This window comes from Treponema bryantii NK4A124, assembly GCF_000421345.1.
GTDB classification, from domain to species: Bacteria; Spirochaetota; Spirochaetia; order Treponematales; family Treponemataceae; genus Treponema_D; species Treponema_D bryantii_B.
On record NZ_ATWV01000005.1, the window covers coordinates 124,708 to 143,337 of the forward strand.

Annotated in this window: 14 protein-coding genes; 9 read left to right on the forward strand and 5 right to left on the reverse strand. The window is 42.9% G+C overall.

The window, feature by feature from the left end; all coding sequences use genetic code 11:
- Window positions 1–233 precede the first annotated feature (233 nt).
- A complete protein-coding gene (gene ilvB, locus G626_RS0106590; protein ID WP_022931996.1) occupies window positions 234–1,952 on the forward strand; it encodes a biosynthetic-type acetolactate synthase large subunit in 1,719 nt (572 codons plus the stop codon).
- Here the strand turns inward: ilvB and G626_RS0106595 are convergent.
- The 3 genes from G626_RS0106595 to G626_RS0106605 are packed head-to-tail and all read right to left on the reverse strand — an operon-like array spanning window position 1,949 to window position 6,354.
- Window positions 1,949–4,531 (reverse strand): AAA family ATPase, encoded by a 2,583-nt coding sequence (locus tag G626_RS0106595; RefSeq protein ID WP_022931997.1) that lies wholly within the window; start codon window positions 4,529–4,531, stop codon window positions 1,949–1,951. The two genes, ilvB and G626_RS0106595, sit on opposite strands and share 4 nt — an antisense overlap.
- Window positions 4,532–5,770 (reverse strand): hypothetical protein, encoded by a 1,239-nt coding sequence (locus G626_RS0106600; protein WP_022931998.1) that lies wholly within the window; start codon window positions 5,768–5,770, stop codon window positions 4,532–4,534.
- 14 nt (window positions 5,771–5,784) lie between these two features.
- Window positions 5,785–6,354: a TP0733 family outer membrane beta-barrel protein gene (locus G626_RS0106605; RefSeq protein WP_022931999.1), complete on the reverse strand. Its 570-nt coding sequence runs from the start codon at window positions 6,352–6,354 to the stop codon at window positions 5,785–5,787.
- Window positions 6,355–6,454: 100 nt separating this feature from the next.
- On the opposite strand from G626_RS0106605, the gene folD reads away from it, so the two are divergent.
- Window positions 6,455–7,333 carry a bifunctional methylenetetrahydrofolate dehydrogenase/methenyltetrahydrofolate cyclohydrolase FolD gene (gene folD / locus G626_RS0106610; protein ID WP_022932000.1) on the forward strand — a complete coding sequence of 293 codons (879 nt, stop codon included), beginning with the start codon at window positions 6,455–6,457 and terminating at the stop codon, window positions 7,331–7,333.
- Window positions 7,326–8,096 carry a GTP cyclohydrolase FolE2 gene (folE2, locus tag G626_RS0106615; RefSeq protein WP_022932001.1) on the forward strand — a complete coding sequence of 257 codons (771 nt, stop codon included), beginning with the start codon at window positions 7,326–7,328 and terminating at the stop codon, window positions 8,094–8,096. The genes folD and folE2 overlap by 8 nt, the downstream gene beginning before the upstream one ends.
- A 334-nt stretch (window positions 8,097–8,430) precedes the next feature.
- Here the strand turns inward: folE2 and G626_RS0106620 are convergent, their stop codons facing one another.
- Window positions 8,431–9,432: a LacI family DNA-binding transcriptional regulator gene (locus G626_RS0106620; protein WP_022932002.1), complete on the reverse strand. Its 1,002-nt coding sequence runs from the start codon at window positions 9,430–9,432 to the stop codon at window positions 8,431–8,433.
- A gap of 89 nt (window positions 9,433–9,521) precedes the next feature.
- On the opposite strand from G626_RS0106620, the gene miaB reads away from it, so the two are divergent.
- From miaB to G626_RS0106650, 6 genes are all read left to right on the forward strand, one after another.
- Window positions 9,522–10,916: a tRNA (N6-isopentenyl adenosine(37)-C2)-methylthiotransferase MiaB gene (miaB, locus tag G626_RS0106625; protein WP_022932003.1), complete on the forward strand. Its 1,395-nt coding sequence runs from the start codon at window positions 9,522–9,524 to the stop codon at window positions 10,914–10,916.
- A gap of 64 nt (window positions 10,917–10,980) precedes the next feature.
- The gene (locus tag G626_RS0106630) at window positions 10,981–11,322 is read left to right on the forward strand and encodes a LapA family protein (RefSeq protein WP_022932004.1); all 342 of its coding nucleotides are present in this window, start codon (window positions 10,981–10,983) and stop codon (window positions 11,320–11,322) included.
- Between the two features lie 78 nt (window positions 11,323–11,400).
- Window positions 11,401–12,408, forward strand: a complete 1,008-nt coding sequence (locus G626_RS0106635) for an SPOR domain-containing protein (protein ID WP_156003222.1) — start codon at window positions 11,401–11,403, stop codon at window positions 12,406–12,408.
- A 176-nt stretch (window positions 12,409–12,584) separates the two neighbouring features.
- Window positions 12,585–14,321, forward strand: a complete 1,737-nt coding sequence (gene ettA / locus G626_RS0106640; RefSeq protein ID WP_022932006.1) for an energy-dependent translational throttle protein EttA — start codon at window positions 12,585–12,587, stop codon at window positions 14,319–14,321.
- Between the two features lie 153 nt (window positions 14,322–14,474).
- Complete coding sequence (locus G626_RS15665) at window positions 14,475–15,851, forward strand: glycoside hydrolase family 5 protein (RefSeq protein WP_156003225.1); 1,377 nt, start codon at window positions 14,475–14,477, stop codon at window positions 15,849–15,851.
- The gene (locus G626_RS0106650; RefSeq protein WP_022932008.1) at window positions 15,852–17,174 is read left to right on the forward strand and encodes a GH1 family beta-glucosidase; all 1,323 of its coding nucleotides are present in this window, start codon (window positions 15,852–15,854) and stop codon (window positions 17,172–17,174) included.
- Here G626_RS0106650 and G626_RS15670 read toward each other — a convergent pair.
- Window positions 17,169–18,560 carry a carboxylesterase/lipase family protein gene (locus G626_RS15670; RefSeq protein ID WP_022932009.1) on the reverse strand — a complete coding sequence of 464 codons (1,392 nt, stop codon included), beginning with the start codon at window positions 18,558–18,560 and terminating at the stop codon, window positions 17,169–17,171. The two genes, G626_RS0106650 and G626_RS15670, sit on opposite strands and share 6 nt — an antisense overlap.
- Window positions 18,561–18,630 lie beyond the last annotated feature (70 nt).

Consider the following 18,630-nt stretch of genomic DNA (forward strand, 5'->3'; position numbering starts at 1 on the left):
AGAATCGGTAAAATTTGGAAAATAAATGCTATGAAATTCAATGCTTTAGTCAAAGTCGTAGCAGTCCTCGTCCTTGTGGTTAAGAAATAACCAGAGAGTGAATGTTATATACTTTGTGATAAGCAAAAAATATAAAAGAAGCTCTCCGGTTCGGAGGGCTTTTTTATTTATATACACGGTGGTTGAGTACGTGCGAAGCACGTGTATCGAAACCACCATACAGGAGATTTATAATGAAACACACTGGCGCACAAATCATTGTTAAGTTACTGGAAATGTATGGTATTGAAACCGTAGCAGGAATTCCGGGAGGTTCAATTCTCCCTCTCTATGACGAACTCAACCGCTCTTCAATCCGACACGTCCTTGTGCGCCACGAGCAGGCAGCCGGATTCATTGCCCAGGGTATGGCACGTTCAACCGGAAAGCCTGCAGTTTGTCTTGCAACCTCAGGTCCTGGTGCCATGAACCTTCTTACTGCAATTGCAGATGCCCGCGCAGACTCAATTCCTATCATTGCAATTACAGGACAGGTAAATACAAGTCTCATCGGTACCGATGCCTTCCAGGAAGCAGATACCTTTGGTCTTTCCTTCCCTATAACAAAGCATTCTATTTTTATCAAAACTCCATACGATTTGCTCGAAGCAATTCCAAAGGCTTTTGAGATTGCAACAAGCGGACGCCCTGGACCAGTTTTAATTGACGTTCCACGCGACGTTCAGCTTAAGGAATGTGATTTTGATGCCTGGCCTGACATCAAAAAAATCCGTCTGCACGACATCCGTTTCCACACACCAATTGATGAATATTCAGAAAAGATGGGAAAGATTACTGACCTGCTGGCAGCAGCAAAGCGCCCTGTATTGTATTGTGGTGGTGGCTGTGATTCAGAAGAGGCTGCAAGTGGAATTAAAGCCTTCCTGCAGAATTACAAGCTTCCTGTTGTAACAAGTCTTATGGGCCTGGGCTGCGTTCCTGAAAGTTCAGAATGTTTTATCGGCATGGTTGGTATGCACGGAAGTCACGCGGCAAATGTTGCAATGCACGACAGCGACCTGGTAATTGCGGCCGGAGTTCGTTTTGATGACCGCGCTACCGGTGTAGTTGCAAAGTTCTGCCCTGATGCAAAAATTGTTCATATTGATATTGATGCCGCAGAAGTTGATAAGATTCTGGAATCTTATATTTCTGTAGTAGCTGATGTTGAATCTGTTTTCCCGGTTATCGCACAGCTTGTAAGTGAAAAGAAAATCAAAGCTGACGAAGGCTGGCTTAAAAAGATTTCTAAGATTAAAAAGGAATGCCACTCTGTAGAGTGCGGCCGCCCGAAAGGTGAGAAGCTTGCTAATCCAAGAGAAATTATTTCTAAAATTCCTCAGCTGGCATGCGAAGCAGGTCTTGCGCCAGACGGACTTATTGCCACAACAGACGTTGGCCAGCACCAGATGTGGGCTGCCCAGTACTACCCTGTTGAACGACCACGCAGCTTCCTAACGAGCGGTAGTCTTGGCACAATGGGCTTTGGTCTCCCTGCCGCAATCGGAGCCGCAATCGCAAATCCTTCTAAGCGCATTGTTTGCTTCTCTGGTGACGGTTCTATCATGATGAATGTTCAGGAAATGGCAACTCTTGCGGAACAGAATCTGCCGGTAACTATCATCGTATTCCAGAACGGAACTCTTGGTATGGTTTACCAGCAGCAGAAATATCTTTTTGAAAAGAATTACTCTGCTTCTGTTTTCGGCCGCGAGCCAGACCTTCTTTCAATTGCCCGCGGTTTTGGAATTGAAGCAATTGATGGTGACAGCAATCCTGAATGGTACAAGAAAGCCTTTGACAACAATCGCCAGAACAAACCTTGCTTTGTTCGCTTCAGCGTAGACAGCGAAGAAAACGTACTTCCATTTGTTCCAGGTGGTAAGGCAAATATAGATTCGATAAGAGATTAACGTTCAATTGTAAAGAAGGCAATTTCGCTCTTCCACTCAAAAATAGTGCGGTCGCAGGCGGTTATAAGAAGATTTACGATTTTCTGCAGGTCTGCGTTGCCGCAGGCTTCGCTCATCTTTGCACCGTAGGCTGAGCTTTCCGGGGTAAACCATTTTTCAATTTCAGCCTGGCTTATACGGCGTTTTTCGACCAGTGTTTGGGATGCGACGCGTACGGTAAAGCCGCGCTTACGGAAGAGGTTAGCGATGTAGATTCCATCCCATGAGAAAAGCGGATTGTCTCTGTCGCCAAAGAATTCCTGTTCTGCAGCTTCCATTTTATCCAGTGTCTCTTTTAGCGGTCCTACGCTTTCCGGTGAAAGCACCTGCTTTCTTACAAGCTCGCTGATATGCTGGCCGTGGCAAGGAATCTTTTGAGAAATTACAACCTTCCAGCCGCTTGCAAGCGGACATTCATAGGCAAAGTCTTCTCCAGCACTTTCTTCGTTTTTATCTGTATCAGAATAAGGAACTGCCGGAGTATCAGCTTCATCAGCTTCCTTCTGAGGGGTCATAATACCGGCAAGAGAATCTGCAAGTGCAATAATGGAAGGCTCGCTTGCGAAAGGATCTGTAAAGAATACTCTGTCAAAAACCGCTCCGTTATACTGGAACTTTACGAGAATATTATAAAAATCCTTTTGAGTAAGAAAATCAGTTGAAATAGAAGAACCACGGTACTGCAGAATAGGGCGGTCAAGGCTGCCAAGGGTGCGGCCATACTGTTCGAGAATCTGCATTCCTTTTTCTGTGCGGCAAACACCACAGGTAACTCCTTCCGGAGTTTTTCTTGCTATATCCCAGAGTAAAAGTCCATTGTCTGCATTCCATATAAGGGAGCGGTGGTGCCGCAGCAAATCAGCCATGGAGATCATTGTGTCGCGGATTCCAAGCAGAACCTCGGCGCGGTTAGAATCAAGGCGCTGGCGCCAGAAGCGGTCTGCTCGGTCGAGTACAACTTCCTTTGCCATGTCCTTAGGACTGAAGGTAAGATTTTCTCCGGACTTTACGCTGCCGCTCTTAAAATGCTCATTAACCCACCATTCGGAAATTGGATTTTCTCCATATTCGCTCTTTTCAGCATCCGTATTTGACTTAAGAGGTTTGAAGATATTGATTGAGCCAGTAGTTTCCGGAGATGATGCAAGTTCGTCAGAAGTGTACTGTTCGTGGCTCTGGGCTTTTTCAAGAATTGCCGCAATCTGAAGTTCACGGCGGGAAAGAACGCCTTCGCGGATACTTGCTTCATACCCCTGTGTGCTCGGATTATAAAATACACGGCCGCTTAAAGTATCCGGCAGATACTGCTGGGCAACCCAGTGGTCGCGGTAGGCGTGAGGGTAGAGGTAGCCGGCTCCGTGTCCAAAACCTTCTGCATCACGGCTGCTGTCGCGCAGGTGGTTAGGTACTTCTGCATCTTCTTTTTCCACACTGGCCAGAGCATCAAAAAAGGCCATGCTGCTGTTAGACTTAGGTGCAGTAGAAAGATAGAGGGCTGCATGGGCTAAAAAGTAGCGGCCTTCCGGCATACCAACGCGGTCAAAGGCGTTTGCACAGCTTTCAACAACAGTAATGGCATTCGGATCTGCAAGACCAGTGTCTTCGCAGGCAGAAATAAGCATGCGGCGGAAAATAAAATGCGGGTCTTCGCCTGCGGCAACCATACGGGCAAGCCAGTAGCAGGCTGCATCAGGATCGCGTCCACGAAGACTTTTTATAAAGGCGCTTATTATATCGTAATGATAATCTCCATCCCGGTCGTAAAGAACAACCTTTTTCTGAATAGATTCCTCTGCGGCTTCTTTGCTTATATAAATCTTAGTTCCGTAAGCCGGAACCGGGGGGTCTGCATAAGGAGCCCATTTTTCCGGAGTGGTTTCAATTGCCAGTTCCAGAGCATTCAAAAGGGAGCGGGCATCACCGTTTGCCGTTTCAATCAGGTGTTCAAGGGCACCTTCTTCAAACTCTACCTTCCAGTGACCATATCCGCGGTCTACATCAGTTAATGCCTGGTGTGCGGCTTTTTCCAGGTCGTTATAGGTGAGCGGTTTAAGCTGAAAAACACGAGAACGGCTTACAAGAGCCTTATTTACTTCAAAGAAAGGGTTTTCGGTGGTAGCGCCAATAAGAATAATGGTGCCGTTTTCTACCCAGGGTAAAAGCGCGTCCTGCTGGCTTTTGTTCCAGCGGTGAACCTCATCTACAAAGAGAATTGTTCTGCGGTCGTAAAGATTATAGTAATCTTCAGCCTGTTTAATTGAATCCCGGATATTCTGAACTCCGGTAAGAACTGCATTTAAGGTAATAAAGTTTGATTTTGTATGATTTGCAATAACGCGGGCAAGGGTTGTTTTTCCGCTTCCCGGTGGACCGTAAAAAATAACTGATGTAAGCTGATCTGCGGCGATGGCGCGGCGTAAGAGCCGGCCTTTACCAACAATATGGTCCTGACCTATGTACTCATCAAGATTTCGTGGCCGCATTCGGGCGGCCAATGGTTCATGAGTTCTTTTTATCTGCTCAAAAAGGTCTTCTGCCATTTATTCCCGGTTCCAGTCGCCTCTTTCAGGGTAGTAAGACCAGAGTCCTATATTTCCAAAATTATATGCAACACCAGAGAAGGTTATTGCTGCATAAAGGCCGCTTTCAACTTCGCGCTTTTCAGGTGAAGCGTTAATAAGGGCTGTAACAAAATAATCACTTGTAATCTGGAACTGGGCATTAGAATTAATGTCAGCAAAAGAAGCAAGTTTATCATCAGGAACTCCGTCTGTAAGAAGAACTCTGTTTATGCCGCCTGCTGTAGAATTTGTTTTTCCATGACCAATAAGCATGGAATCTGCAGTAACAGCAAGAGTTGAAATTACTTTTTTTGCATCAAGAGCATTTATTGCAGTACTTCCGTCACTGTAGTAAATATCTGAATCTCCGTTTGTGTAATAATAGTAAGTAGCATCACTTGTATAAGTTTCGTTTGTTGTAGAAGCCGGTGATGTAAAGAACTTATAAGCCCCATTGAAGTAGACGGCAGAAAGGGCCAGAGGAATATAATCTTCATCTGTTGAAGGTTCCGGATCAATAATCGATTCTGCAGGGAGTGAAAATTCAACAGGGGCAGAAGTTCCGTTCAGCTGGAAATATTTGTATGTTTCATTATCTAAATCATAAGAACGGATAAATACTGCACGGTGTTCCTTTTTTGGAGTGTTTGTCTGGAATACTCTAAAGCCTGATAAGAAGTATTCAGATTTTGAGTCTACATAAACAGGGAATATGTCATAATCTCCTGCTTTTGTAGGAACAGATGTCCATTCTCCGTCTGTATTCCAGGTAGTGCCATTTGCAGTAATGTTTTTTGCATAAAGCTTAATAGTAGAAGGATAAGATGTTCCTTCAACGCTTGTGTGATCAAATTCGGCAGTAAGCAGATAAAGAAGAGAAGAGTCTGCAAGAACTGCAAGAATCTGTTCTCCGCTGTGGCTTGAAGAATCAAAATCATAATGGTGCAGATCAAAAGGAAGAGGATAGGTATTCCATTCGCCATGATAATTCAAATCTTTATGCTTGTATCTTAAACCGTCATCTGCAGCAAGTACAAGAAATTCCTGGTCACTGGCGGTATAACGTGTAATAGTAGTGATGTTTCCGGAAACTGTAGCTTCTTCCGGTTCAACGTCTTCTCTTATTGCCTCGTAAATCGGATCAAAACAAGAAGTTACCAGAAGACATAAGATAAAAAGAAGTGAGCTTTTAATTGTAAGTGATTTATATTTTCTCATTTTTATATCCTGTTTTAGAAGTGATAGCGTACTGTAAGTCCGGCAGTAGTAAAGAATGCCTGATCGTATTTACCTTCATACCACTGAGGGGTCCAGAAAGTAGTTGATGAAATACCGAAAGACCAGGTTTCAGTAAATCTGTAATATGCACCACCTGTAAATTTAGCTGTAAAAGCCGGAAAGTAGGTCATAGACTGACAGGTAATTGTTGAAATACCAATATTGAACATCAGAGGAAATTCAAATTTTCCTAGGTATGGCTGATACATTATTCCAAAAGTAACAGGAACCTGGAAAAGCGGCTTTTTACCGATAGAAACATTATAACCGATAAGAACATCGCCGCCTAAAGCAAAATATTGATTCAAAAATCTGTAATAACCGATAGAAACAAGACCACCGATATCAAGCTGTGAGCCGAAATTTAAAGGAAAGTTTGCACCTAAATCAACTTTTATAAACTGATCTCCGGCACCATTCTGTTCATATACAAAACCATCGTCGTATTCATCGCCTTCTGTATCCGCAAAAACAGCAGCAGATAATAAAAGAATGGTAGTTAATATGGAAATAAAGCGTTTCATATTGCGACCTTTTTTTTATTTCAGTATATTTTGTTACTATAAGAATATACTGTTTTTATAGCAGTTTATCAATAAAACAGAAAGGAGCGTTGAAGGTTACATGAGCGCAGTTATCATAGACGGAAAACAGGTTGCGGCAGATGTCCGCGCAGAGGTTGCATCAAAGGTTGCACAGTTAAAAGAAAAGGGAATTGCACCTTGTCTGGCAGTTATTCTGGTTGGTGAAAATCCTGCCAGCGTAAGTTATGTTACCGGAAAGCAGAAGGCCCTTGCAGAAGTTGGTATGGTAGACCGCTCTGTTCATCTTCCGGAATCAACTTCAGAAGAAGAACTTCTTAAACTGATTGACCAGCTTAATGCAGACGACAGCGTTCACGGAATCCTCGTTCAGCTGCCACTTCCAAAGCATATTAATGAAGAAAAAGTGATTATGGCTATCTCTCCTGAAAAGGATGTAGACGGCTTCCATCCTGTAAGCGTTGGTAACCTTATGATTGGCCGCCCTGGCTTCCTTCCTTGTACTCCACATGGAATTATCGTGCTTCTTAAAAAGGCCGGAATTGAAACCAGCGGTAAGCATGCAGTTGTAATCGGCCGTTCTAATATCGTTGGAAAGCCTGTTTCTATCCTGCTTGCCCGAAAAGATACAAACTGTACTGTAACAATGTGCCACACAGGTACTAAAAATATGGCCGAAATTACCCGTCAGGCTGATATTATCGTTGTTGCAAGCGGTCATCCTCATACTTTGACAGCAGATATGGTAAAGGAGGGCGCGGTTGTAATTGATGTTGGTGTAAACCGCATTCCTGACAGCAGTAAAAAGTCCGGTTTCCGCCTGATTGGAGATTGTGATTTTGATGATTTGAAGGAAAAAACATCATTTATCACACCTGTTCCTGGTGGAGTAGGTCCTATGACAATAGCTATGCTTATGCAGAATACTCTTGAAAGTGCGGAGAGACGCCTCAATGCGTGATATTCAAAACGAAGAAGATACCCGAGCCATTCCCCTTCAGAAAGTTGGTGTAAAGGGGGTTAAATATCCTGTAGTTGTTCTGGATAAAACAGCTTCAAAACAGCACACAACAGCTTCTGTAGATTTATTTGTAAATCTCCCTCATAACTACAAGGGAACCCATATGTCCCGTTTTATAGAAGTGTTTCATAAGTATCATTCTGATATTTCCATGCATCACTTTCTGGATATGCTGGAAGAAATGCGGACAAAGCTTTCGGCTCAGAAGGCTTTTGGCCGTATAGAGTTCCCGTACTTTATAGAAAAGAAAGCTCCTGTTACTCAGGCTGCCGGAATAATGCAGTATAAATGTTCTTATGAAGGCGAGGTTAGTGAAGACGGAAGCAGAAAGTTCTATATTTCCATTCAGGTTCCTGTTGCAACCCTTTGTCCCTGCAGTAAGGCAATAAGTGATTATGGTGCTCATAACCAGAGGGGTCTTGTAAGTGTAAGGCTTTTGTATAATGACTTTTTCTGGATTGAAGATGTAATCAGTATGATAGAAGAGTGTGCTTCAACACCTCTTTACGAGCTTCTTAAACGTCAGGATGAAAAGTATGTTACTGAGCATGCTTATGATAATCCTCGTTTCGTAGAGGATGTTGTCCGCGAAGTATATCTTGGCTTAAAAAAGCTTGGATTTAAAAAGTTCTCGGTAGAAGCAGAAACAGAAGAAAGCATTCACAACCACAACGCCTACGCCTTTGCTGAATATTCCGAATAATGTTAAATGACAGAGCCGTTTGATGACTACCCGATAATCATCAAACGGCTCTTATAACGTACGTAAAATACTAAAAACAACCCGATACTTTTTTTAAATAATTTGTTTTTCTTTTAAATCATTTTTAAATCTTTTTTTTACTTATTTTTTAATAATCATTTTTAATTGTTTGTTTTTAACTTTAGGTTAACTTTTCCTTAACCTGTTATTATAGTAATATGACTTGAGTAATATGTCAAGAAAAAATTAAGAAAAAAGTTTAAAAATTGTTGAAAAAAGATAAAGAATGGGGAATTTTTAATATGACTTCAGTCATATTCTGGTAATATTGGGCTTATTTTGCTTTTCTTACTGAATCGCGTATGACAACATTGCCATGAACAACCTTTTTACCAATGTGGACGTTAGGATTTTCCAGTTTGAGGGCAATGCTTTCGGCTGCAAGCTGAGCCATAGTGTTATAATTTATGCTGTAGGTAGTAAGTTTTGGAATTCCGATGTCTGCAAAGATACCATCATCAAAAGCGGCTACAGAAATGTCTTTTGGAATGCTGTATTCAAGACCTTCAAGGTTGTGAATAAGCTTATAAGCAGTACGACAGTCGTTACAGATAAAAGCATCTGGCATTTTATCCGGAAGAATCAGGCTTATTTCTTCACCAAAGTCGGTAACATCTGGAATTAAGAATTCTTTTTGAATTTCTAATCCGCGGTGAAGCAGGGCTTTTGCAATACCCAGGTAGCGGTCCATAACAATTTCTGCAAACTGAATGTTTCCGACAAATCCTATAGATTTACATCCCTGATCAATCAGGTAATTGGCAAGGGTGAATCCTCCATAGAGATTATCAGTAATAATACCGCCTTGATTAATATCATCATAAATATGTGCAAGGCACAAAAATGGTTTATTAGTATTTGTCAAAATCTGTACATATTCCTTGCTCATCTGACCAAGAATAATAAATGCACTGACTTTGTTTTCTTTTAATATTTTAGGAAGAATGAGAAGATGTTCGGTTTCGTCAGAGATAATTTCTGTAATGCCGTAGTAATTAAGCTGTGTAAGATTAGTAATAAGCGGCTGCTGCAAAGACATGTATGAGGCATTGGCATTCATACTGCGTTCTGCAATCAGAATGCCTATATTGTGAGAAGAACCGTCATCAACAGCAGATGTGTTTGCTTTTTTGTAGCCAAGTTCATCAGCTTTCGCAAGAATCTTAGCCCTTAAATCTTCACTTACACCATCTTTACCTGATAACGCTTTTGATACTGACATAACTGTTATATCAAGTTCATCAGCTATGTCTTTCATTGTTACAAGGTTTCTCATTAAGGTTATTATATACTATTATTAAAGTTAACGCAAAGGTATTATCCATATATTTATAAATTCTTATTTTTCCTGTATATTAGAAGTGTATGAAGACATATTTTTTTGAAACCTACGGCTGCGAAATGAATATTGCAGAATCTGCAGCTGTTGAACAGCTATTTATTGCCCGCGGATGGAAAAAATCAGAATCTGCCCAGACTGCTGACCTGGCGGTAATTAATACCTGTTCAATCCGTGAAACAGCAGAAAACAGAATTCTTGGCCGTCTCGGCTGGTTTTCCGGCCTTAAGGCTGTGCGCGAATGCCGTCCTGGGGCAAAAGCTAAAATGCTGGAAGAAGCAGCTGAATATGTTCGCGACGGTGCAAAGCCCCTTACTCTTGTTGTTATGGGCTGTATGGCAGAACGCCTTTTGCAGAGCTTTCAGAAAGATTATCCTTTTATTGATTATGTTGTAGGAACTTACGCCAAGCATCATTTTGCAGAAATTATTTCTGCAGTAGAAGAGGGCAGAAAGCCTTTTCAGATTGATGATTCTGAACAGTATCGTTTTGCATCGATTTCTGCCGAGCCTGGTGCTTTTTCGACCTTTGTGCCTATTATGCACGGCTGTAACAACTTCTGTACCTATTGTATTGTTCCTTATGTGCGTGGCCGTGAGCTCAGCCGCCCTGTAGATGAAATTCTAAACGAAATTGATTTACTTGGCAAAATGAAGGTGCGCGAAATTACCTTGATTGGCCAGAACGTAAACTCATACCACGGGACCAGCACTAAAGCTTCTGCTGATGACGTAAACTTTGCAGGGCTTTTGCAGAAAATTGCAGATCATCTTCGCGATACTTCTTCTCCTATTAAATGGGTGCGCTTTATGTCTTCTCATCCAAAGGATTTTTCTGATGATGTTATTGATGTAATCGCCCGCGAGCCGGTTATCTGCCGTCATATTCATCTGCCGGTTCAGAATGGTTCTACTGCAGTGCTTAAGGCTATGAACCGCCGCTACACCCGTGAGCAGTATCTGGAACTGGTTGGCAGAATTAAGGCCCGTATTCCTGAAGTTTCTCTCACAACTGATATTATGATGGGCTTCCCTGGCGAAACCGAAGCTGATGTAGAAGATACCCTTGATTTAATGCGACAGGTAAAATATGAATCTGCAATGATGTATTTTTACAACCCGCGCGAAGGAACTCCGGCTGCAAAAATGGAGCAGCTTCCTGTTGAAGTGCGCAAGGAACGTTTGCAGCGGGTAATTGATTTGCAGCTTGAACATACTCATGAGCAGATGTCTAAGCGGGTGGGCTCTACTGTTATGGTTCTGGTAGAAGGTGTAAGCCGTGATGATAAGACTGAGCTTCTTGGTCAGACAGAACAGCATGAAAAAATCGCTTTCAAGGCCGACAAGTCAAAAATCGGCAGTTTTGTAAATGTTAAAATAACCGAACTCAGCGGAAATACCTTCCGCGGCGAGTTACAATAAAAACACCGGTGGTTGAGTAGCCGCAGAGCGGCGTATCGAAACCACAGTTTATGGGAGATTTATTATGATAGTAACCTTAATTCTAATTCTTCTTATTGTAATCTTCATGGCCTTTTTTATCGGCATGAACCTCAGTAATGTCTGCACCTTCTGGTTTTTTAAGACCTATACAGACCTGCCGGTTGCAGTTCTTGCTTTGATTGCCTTTGGTGCCGGAATTATTTTTGCCCTGCTCTTTATTCTGGTTGCAAAAATGAAGGCTCCTCCAAGCGATGCAGAAGCCCGTGCCCAGAAAAAGCTCGAGAAAAAAGCAAAGGCAGAAGAAAAACTCCGCCAGGCTAAAGAAAAAGAAGCTGCAAAACAGGCTGCTAAAGATGCAAAAAAAGGAAGTCAGGTTAGTAAATAAATAGCCCGTCATTGCGAGGAGCGAAGCGACGTGGCAATCCATATTAACAATCCTTCGCTTTTTACCGATACATTATATATGAAGAAAATTATTTCCTTTGTTCTTACCGTCTTCCTCTGCACAGCAATTTTTGCCGCAGAGCTCACAGCCTCATTTATTACGTCTGAGGCTGCAAAAAAAGATTCAGTAGAAGAATCAGTTTCTTATCTCAAATCTCAGATTTCTAAAATGACCGTGGCCGCAGAAAAACGTGCTGCCTATATCTTTCTGGCTTCACTTCAGGAGCAGATGGCCCTTTACGACGATGCCCAGAAATCCTATGCACAGGCAGCCGCAATTGCAGCCGGTGATGCAGAAGGAATGCAAAAAAAGACAAACGAACAGATTGTTCTTGATGCAGTACGCTGTGCTCTAAGCTGCGGCGACTATGCAACTGCCGACTCTTATCTTAATTCAGCCGTAAGAAATTCTAAAAATGCAAGTGTACAGGCTTATATCAAACTCTATACCCAGTGGTCTGCTCTTTGTAAGGCAGATGATGTAGCAGGCATTCAGGAACCGGTTGTAATGCTTCAGGCTTATCTCAAGGTTGATTCTATGAATGCAGTAAAGCCTGCTGTTCTCCTTACCCTCTGGTATGTTACCGGCGAAAAATCATATTCGCAGCAGATTACAAAGCTTTATCCAAAATCAATTGAAGCTTCTATAGTTCGTGGCGATGCACAGCTGCTTCCAACTCCTTTCTGGTTCTTTGTTCCTAAGAGCGGCGAAGCAGAGCAGGGCACCGGAAGTATTGCCATGCCGGAAGAGCCAAAGCAGACCGCAGCAGAAAAAGCCTCTGCAGCTGCCGAAGCCTCTGTTGCCCCTGCAAAGTTCACAAAATGGCAGCTGGGCCTTTTCCGAACAGAAAGCAATGCCAAACTCCTTGCAGACGAGGTTAAGGAAAAGGGCTTCGATTCATACATCACAACAGAAAAACGTGCCAGCGGTACAACTTACTTTATTGTACTTGTCCGCGAGGACAAGACCGGCAACGTAGCAGACCGCCTGCGTTCTTCTGGTTATGATTGTTATGGTGTGGAGTGATAATTCATAGAAATCCGTAAAATGCCTCCTCTTTCGTGAAAAAAAAGCCCTTGGCCAACGGGAATGATGTTGTCCAAGGACTTTTTTTTCACTACGAGGATGCACATAAACGAGTTGTTTCTATTTAAATTATCCATTAAAATCATAAGCAACAATCATAATCAGGAGACCGCACTATGGCAAAAACATTTGACGACAAAAAAATCATATACACAATGGACCGCGTTACACGTTCTTATGGAACTAAGGTGGTTCTTAAAGATATCAGTATTTCCTATTACTATGGTGCGAAAATTGGTGTTGTAGGACCTAACGGTTCCGGTAAATCTTCGCTTTTTAAGATTCTTGCCGGAAAAGATACAGACTTCGCCGGTGAAACTTCTCTGGCGCCCGGCTACACAATCGGCTACCTTGAACAGGAGCCTGAACTCGAAGCCGGAAAAACCGTTATGGAAATTGTAAAGGAAGGTGTAAAACCAATTACAGACCTTCTTGCAGAATTCGATAAAATCAACGAAGCCTTTGGCGACCCGGATGCAGATTTTGATAAGCTCTGTGCCCGCCAGGGGGAGGTTCAGGAAAAGCTGGATGCCCTTGATGCCTGGAACCTCGACAACAATCTTGAGCTTGCTATGGACGCCCTCCGCTGTCCTCCTGCAGACCAGGTTGTAGACGTACTTTCCGGAGGTGAGCGCCGCCGTGTTGCTCTCTGCCGCCTTCTTCTTCAGAAGCCAGATATCCTCCTCCTCGACGAACCTACAAACCATCTTGATGCAGAAACTGTAGCCTGGCTTGAAAAACACCTCCACGACTATCCTGGAACTGTAATTGCCGTTACCCACGACCGTTACTTCCTCGACCAGGTTGCCGGCTGGATTCTCGAGCTTGACCGCGGTGAAGGATACCCATTCAAGGGTAACTACTCAAGCTGGCTTGAACAGAAAGATGCCCGCCTTGCCCAGGAAAATAAAAATGAATCTGCCCGCCAGAAAGAAATCCAGCGCGAGCTTGAATGGATTCACATGGGTGCTAAGGGACGCCAGGCAAAGCATAAGGAACACATTACCCGCTATAACGAGCTCATGGCTCAGGAAAGCAAAAAGCAGCTTAAAGATACACAGATTTCTATTCCTGCCGGCCCTCGTCTTGGCGGACAGGTAATTGATATTGAAAATCTTACAAAGTCTTTCGGCGACAAGCTCCTCTTCGAAAACTTGAACGTCCATATTCCAGCAGGTGCTATTGTCGGAATCGTTGGACCTAATGGTGCTGGTAAAACAACACTTTTCAAGATGATTGTTGATGCGGCTGGTCTTGAAGGCGGCGAAAAGCCTGATTCAGGAGAAATTAAAGTTGGTCAGACAGTTAAGCTTGTTTATGTAGACCAGATGCGCAGCGGTCTTGATATGAATAAGACTGTTTATGAAACTCTTGGCGGTGGCGGAGACCTGGTAAAACTCGGCGCTGTAGATGAGAAGGGACGTGCCCTCGAAGGCGGTGTACGCGAAGTTAATGCCCACGCCTACTGCGGCTGGTTCAACTTTAACGGTCCTGACCAGAACAAAAAGGTAAGCGTACTTTCAGGTGGTGAGCGCAACCGCCTCAACCTTGGTATGATGCTTAAGGAAAGTGGAAACGTACTTCTTTTCGACGAACCTACAAACGACCTGGACGTAGAAACAGTTCGCGCTCTCGAAGAAGCCCTGGAAGACTTTGCCGGCTGTGCTCTTGTAGTAAGCCACGACCGCTGGTTCCTGGACCGTATCTGTACACATATTCTGGCCTTTGAAAACAACTCAGAAGTTCGCTTCTTTGAAGGAAACTGGTCTGAATACGCAGAATGGAAGCTCAAGGAATTCGGTGAAGATGCCGGAGTTCCGAAACGAACAGTTTACCGCAAGCTTAGCCGTTAAAATTAATCAAATGGATTGCCACGCCCTTCGGGCTCGCAATGACGTTGTTTTGTCATTGCGAGGAGCGTTAGCGACGTGGCAATCTATAATAATACAATAATCAGAGATATATCTGACTGTCCAAATCTTCATACTTCTATTATAGTTAGGGGTATGAAGATTTTTTTTAACCATAAAATACGAATCCTTTGTTTAATGTGTTTCGCAGTATTTGCCGTTTCCTGCAAGGGTAAATCTGCAAAATCTAATGAAGCAGCCTTCAGCAATCCTATGGCTGAAGCTTTTATGACTGCCCAGAAATCAGAGAAGCCAAAGACAAAAAAAGCTGCAGCGTCAGAAGAAAAGAAGGCAGAACCGGCACCTGTTACACAGGTAAATCCCCTGGAAATTATCAGCTTTAATCGCACTAATGCTGTTGTTGATACAGGTTCAAAAGCTTTTAAACAGATAACTGCAATGGAACTTGTACGTGATATGAAAACCGGCTGGAATCTTGGTAATACCTTTGATGCTACCGGTGGCGGAAAAGGCCTTGAATCAGAAATGAGCTGGGGCCAGCCTAAAACGACAAAGGCAATGATAGATGGTCTTGCTGCTTCCGGAATCAAAACAATCCGTATTCCTGTTTCATGGAGCCGTCACATCGTAGATAATAATTATACAATTTCTACAGCCTGGATGAAGCGCGTAAAAGAAGTTGTGGACTGGGCTATTGAAGATGACATGTATGTTGTTTTGAATATCCATCATGATAACTATGAAAAAAATGCGAAAATGCCTCGATTCTCTGGCTTTTATCCAACAGATGAAAACTATGAAGAGTCAGCAAAATTTGTATGCAATACCTGGGCTCAGATTGCACTTGCCTTTAACAATGGTTATGATGAGCATCTTGTTTTTGAAGTATTAAATGAACCTCGTCTCTGTGGAACCAGTGAAGAATGGTATTATAATGCGGTTTCCCAGAAATCAATAAGCGCAATGAAAAATCTCAACAAGCTTACTCAGAATATTCTTGATGTAATTCGTGCAAGCGGTGGAAACAATAAATTGCGTATGGTTGCAGTTCCTTCTTTACAGGCTTCGCCGGAATCAGCTCTTAATCCAGCCTTTAAAATACCTAAGGACTACGATGGCAGTAAGGATCGTCTGATTGTTTCAGTGCATATGTATACACCATATAACTTTGCAATGGAATCTCCTGGAATCAAAGTTTATTCAGACAGTGTTAAAAAAGAATTTACTTCAATGTTCAAAAAACTGAATGATCACTTTATTGCAAATGGTTATGCTGTTTATATTGGTGAATATGGAGCAACTAACAAAAACAATCTTGAAGACCGTCTGGCCTGGTTCCATGATTTTATCAAAGAATCTCGTGCCTATGGTATGCCTTGCTTCCTTTGGGATAATGCTGTCTGGAAGGTTGAAGGTGATAAGTATGATGAACACTATGGATATTACAACCGCTATGATCAGACCTGGTACTTCCCGGAAATTATCAATGCAATTAATGAGGAGACTAAGTAAATGAGCTTTAGAAAAGATTTTATGTGGGGAGCAGCAACTGCTTCCTTTCAGATAGAGGGAGCCTGGAATGAAGACGGAAAGTCTCCTTCCATCTGGGATGAATTCTGCCATCGCGGTGGTAAAATTGAAGATAACTCAAACGGCGATATTGCCTGCGATCATTATCATAAATATAAGGAAGATGTAAAGCTTATGGCAGAGCTTGGTCTTAAGGCTTACCGTTTTTCTATTGCCTGGACTAGAATTCTGCCAGAAGGAACCGGCCGGATAAACGAAAAAGGCCTTGAGTTCTACTCTGACCTCGTAGATGAACTTTTAAAATATAATATCACACCATTCGTAACTCTTTACCACTGGGACCTGCCTTATTGCCTGCAGCTTAAAGGCGGCTGGACCAATCCGGAAAGCCCTCTCTGGTTTGAAGAATATGCCACTGCGGTTATTAAAAAGCTTGGCGACCGTGTAAAGAATTTCATAACTTTTAATGAACCTTCTGTTTTTATGGGCTGCGGTTATGCCCAGGGCTCACATGCTCCAGGCTACCAGTTGAGTACTCATGATCTTTTACATATAGGACACAATATTCATCTGGCTCACGGCAGGGCAGTTAAGGTTGTGCGCTCTCTGGCACCTGATGCTAAGGTAGGAATTACTCTGGCAAGTCTACCTGCAATTCCTTTTACAAAAAACGATGAAGAAGCTGCATATGAGAGTCATTTTTCGATAAGTCGTGAATTCTTCTTCTGGTCAGATGCCTACTGGGCAGACCCGATTGTTTTCGGAAAATATCCGGAAAAACTTTTAGAAGAAACAAAAGATATTTTCCCGGCTTTTACAGATGAAGATATGAAGCTGATTAGTCAGAAAATTGATTTTATTGGCCTTAATATTTATCAGGGACATTACATAGGGGATTATAAACGCCTACCTGGAACTCCTCATACAGAAATCGGCTGGGATACCTTTGATAATGCTCTGGAGGCTGGAGTAAAGCATTTTACAAAACGCTACAACATGCCGATTTACATTACAGAAAACGGACTTTCCTGCCACGACTGGGAAAGTCTTGATGGAAAGGTTCATGACCCTAACCGTGTAGACTTCCTGCACCGCTATCTGCGTGGGCTCAAGGCTGCGGCCGAGGCAGGATGCGATGTACGCGGATATTTCCAGTGGTCTTTCATGGATAACTTTGAATGGGCTAAGGGGTATAATCCTCGCTTTGGAATGGTTTTCTGCGACTACAAGACGCTCAAACGCATTCCAAAGGATTCTGCCTACTGGTATAAAGAAGTGATAGAATCTAACGGCGAGAATTTATAAGTACTTCTTCATTTCCTTACTTACCGGAATGCTGTTTTGTGCACTTCCGGTGGTAAATTCCATAAAGTTTGATTTTCTTGAAGTAAAGGCATCCCATTTTGGTAATGGCTGGCCGTTCAAATCAAGTCCATTTGGATTTCCGGTCTTTATGAAGTTACACAGGTAGTCGCACATCTGGCGGGCTACATCGTAGTGAACTCCAGAGAATGGTCTCCAGCATTTTGCAAGAGTTTCGAACCAGAACCACAAATCAACAGAATGGAACTTACCCGGATGATCCCAGCCAGGAATAGGCACATCAAACTTGTAGCAGTAATTCTGAAGCTTAAGTCCTTTTGCCTCTTCTTCTTTCATCAATTTTCTGATTCCCATTTCAACAGCGTGAAGACCACCGAATATAAATTCATCAGTCGTAAAACCTGTAAGAATAGGAACAGGACTACATTTGCCATCTTTTACAAGATCGTAAAGCTGGCCCTTGTTAAACTGATTGTCAAAAACCGGTGTCCAGCTGGCAATTGATTTGGGATATCCGCCCCATTCATCCCATTTTTTACGAAGCTGGTCAGTAGAAAGCTTTCTTGCTTCTGCTAATGATTTACATCCACAGAATTTAAAAAACTCCAGGCCAAGCTCTTCTGCATCTTTTACGCTTCTTTTTGGGAAGATGTCAGGCATATGAGGTGTATAAATAAGGCCGCTGTCTACAACAGCACGCTTAAAATATTTACGGCTTTCTTTATTTGCAATGTGGAATAGTACGCTTCCGGCACCTGCAGACTGACCACCGATTGTGATATTGTCCTTATCTCCGCCAAAAGCCTTAATATTTTCGTATACCCATTTGAGTCCAGCCTGCTGGTCCTGAAGACCCATGTTGGCAGGAGTTTTTGGATATTCTTTTGTAAGCTCCGGATGACAGGTAAAACCAAAAAGATTTACACGATAATTTACGGTAACTACAACAATTCCGCGGCGGGCTATACGTTCTCCGTCAAACTCCATTTCTGCAGTGTGGCCAACCTGCCAGCCGCCACCGAAAATCCAGAAGTAAACAGGAAGTTTTTCATCTGCTTTTTTTGCAGGTGTCCAGATATTAAGATAAAGGCAGTCTTCACTTACCGGAATATCAGGGTCTACAGACCACTCACGCGAATATACATCCTCCGGCGGAGGATTGCGGTTAGGGGAGGGCTGAACCGGAATTAGGGGGAACTTATAGCACTGGCGAACTCCTTCCCAGGGCTCTGCCGGCTGAGGCGGTGCAAAGCGTAAGTTTCCTACAGGTGGCTTTGCAAAAGGAACAGACTTAAATGCAGTAATTCTAGGGTCAGCGGCTGGAATGCCCTCGACTGTACCGAGTTTTGTTTTTACAATACGCAGCATTTTATTATCTCCTTGTTTTGGATTGCTTCGTCGCTGCGCTCCTCGCAATGACGAAGGTTTTCCATAAAAA

Coding starts and splice junctions, on each gene's coding strand:
- ilvB (WP_022931996.1), top strand. CDS start 234: ATGAAACACACTGGCGCACAAATCATTGTTAAGTTACTGGAAATGTAT.
- G626_RS0106595 (WP_022931997.1), bottom strand. CDS start 4,531: ATGGCAGAAGACCTTTTTGAGCAGATAAAAAGAACTCATGAACCATTG.
- G626_RS0106600 (WP_022931998.1), bottom strand. CDS start 5,770: ATGAGAAAATATAAATCACTTACAATTAAAAGCTCACTTCTTTTTATC.
- G626_RS0106605 (WP_022931999.1), bottom strand. CDS start 6,354: ATGAAACGCTTTATTTCCATATTAACTACCATTCTTTTATTATCTGCT.
- folD (WP_022932000.1), top strand. CDS start 6,455: ATGAGCGCAGTTATCATAGACGGAAAACAGGTTGCGGCAGATGTCCGC.
- folE2 (WP_022932001.1), top strand. CDS start 7,326: ATGCGTGATATTCAAAACGAAGAAGATACCCGAGCCATTCCCCTTCAG.
- G626_RS0106620 (WP_022932002.1), bottom strand. CDS start 9,432: ATGAGAAACCTTGTAACAATGAAAGACATAGCTGATGAACTTGATATA.
- miaB (WP_022932003.1), top strand. CDS start 9,522: ATGAAGACATATTTTTTTGAAACCTACGGCTGCGAAATGAATATTGCA.
- G626_RS0106630 (WP_022932004.1), top strand. CDS start 10,981: ATGATAGTAACCTTAATTCTAATTCTTCTTATTGTAATCTTCATGGCC.
- G626_RS0106635 (WP_156003222.1), top strand. CDS start 11,401: ATGAAGAAAATTATTTCCTTTGTTCTTACCGTCTTCCTCTGCACAGCA.
- ettA (WP_022932006.1), top strand. CDS start 12,585: ATGGCAAAAACATTTGACGACAAAAAAATCATATACACAATGGACCGC.
- G626_RS15665 (WP_156003225.1), top strand. CDS start 14,475: ATGAAGATTTTTTTTAACCATAAAATACGAATCCTTTGTTTAATGTGT.
- G626_RS0106650 (WP_022932008.1), top strand. CDS start 15,852: ATGAGCTTTAGAAAAGATTTTATGTGGGGAGCAGCAACTGCTTCCTTT.
- G626_RS15670 (WP_022932009.1), bottom strand. CDS start 18,560: ATGCTGCGTATTGTAAAAACAAAACTCGGTACAGTCGAGGGCATTCCA.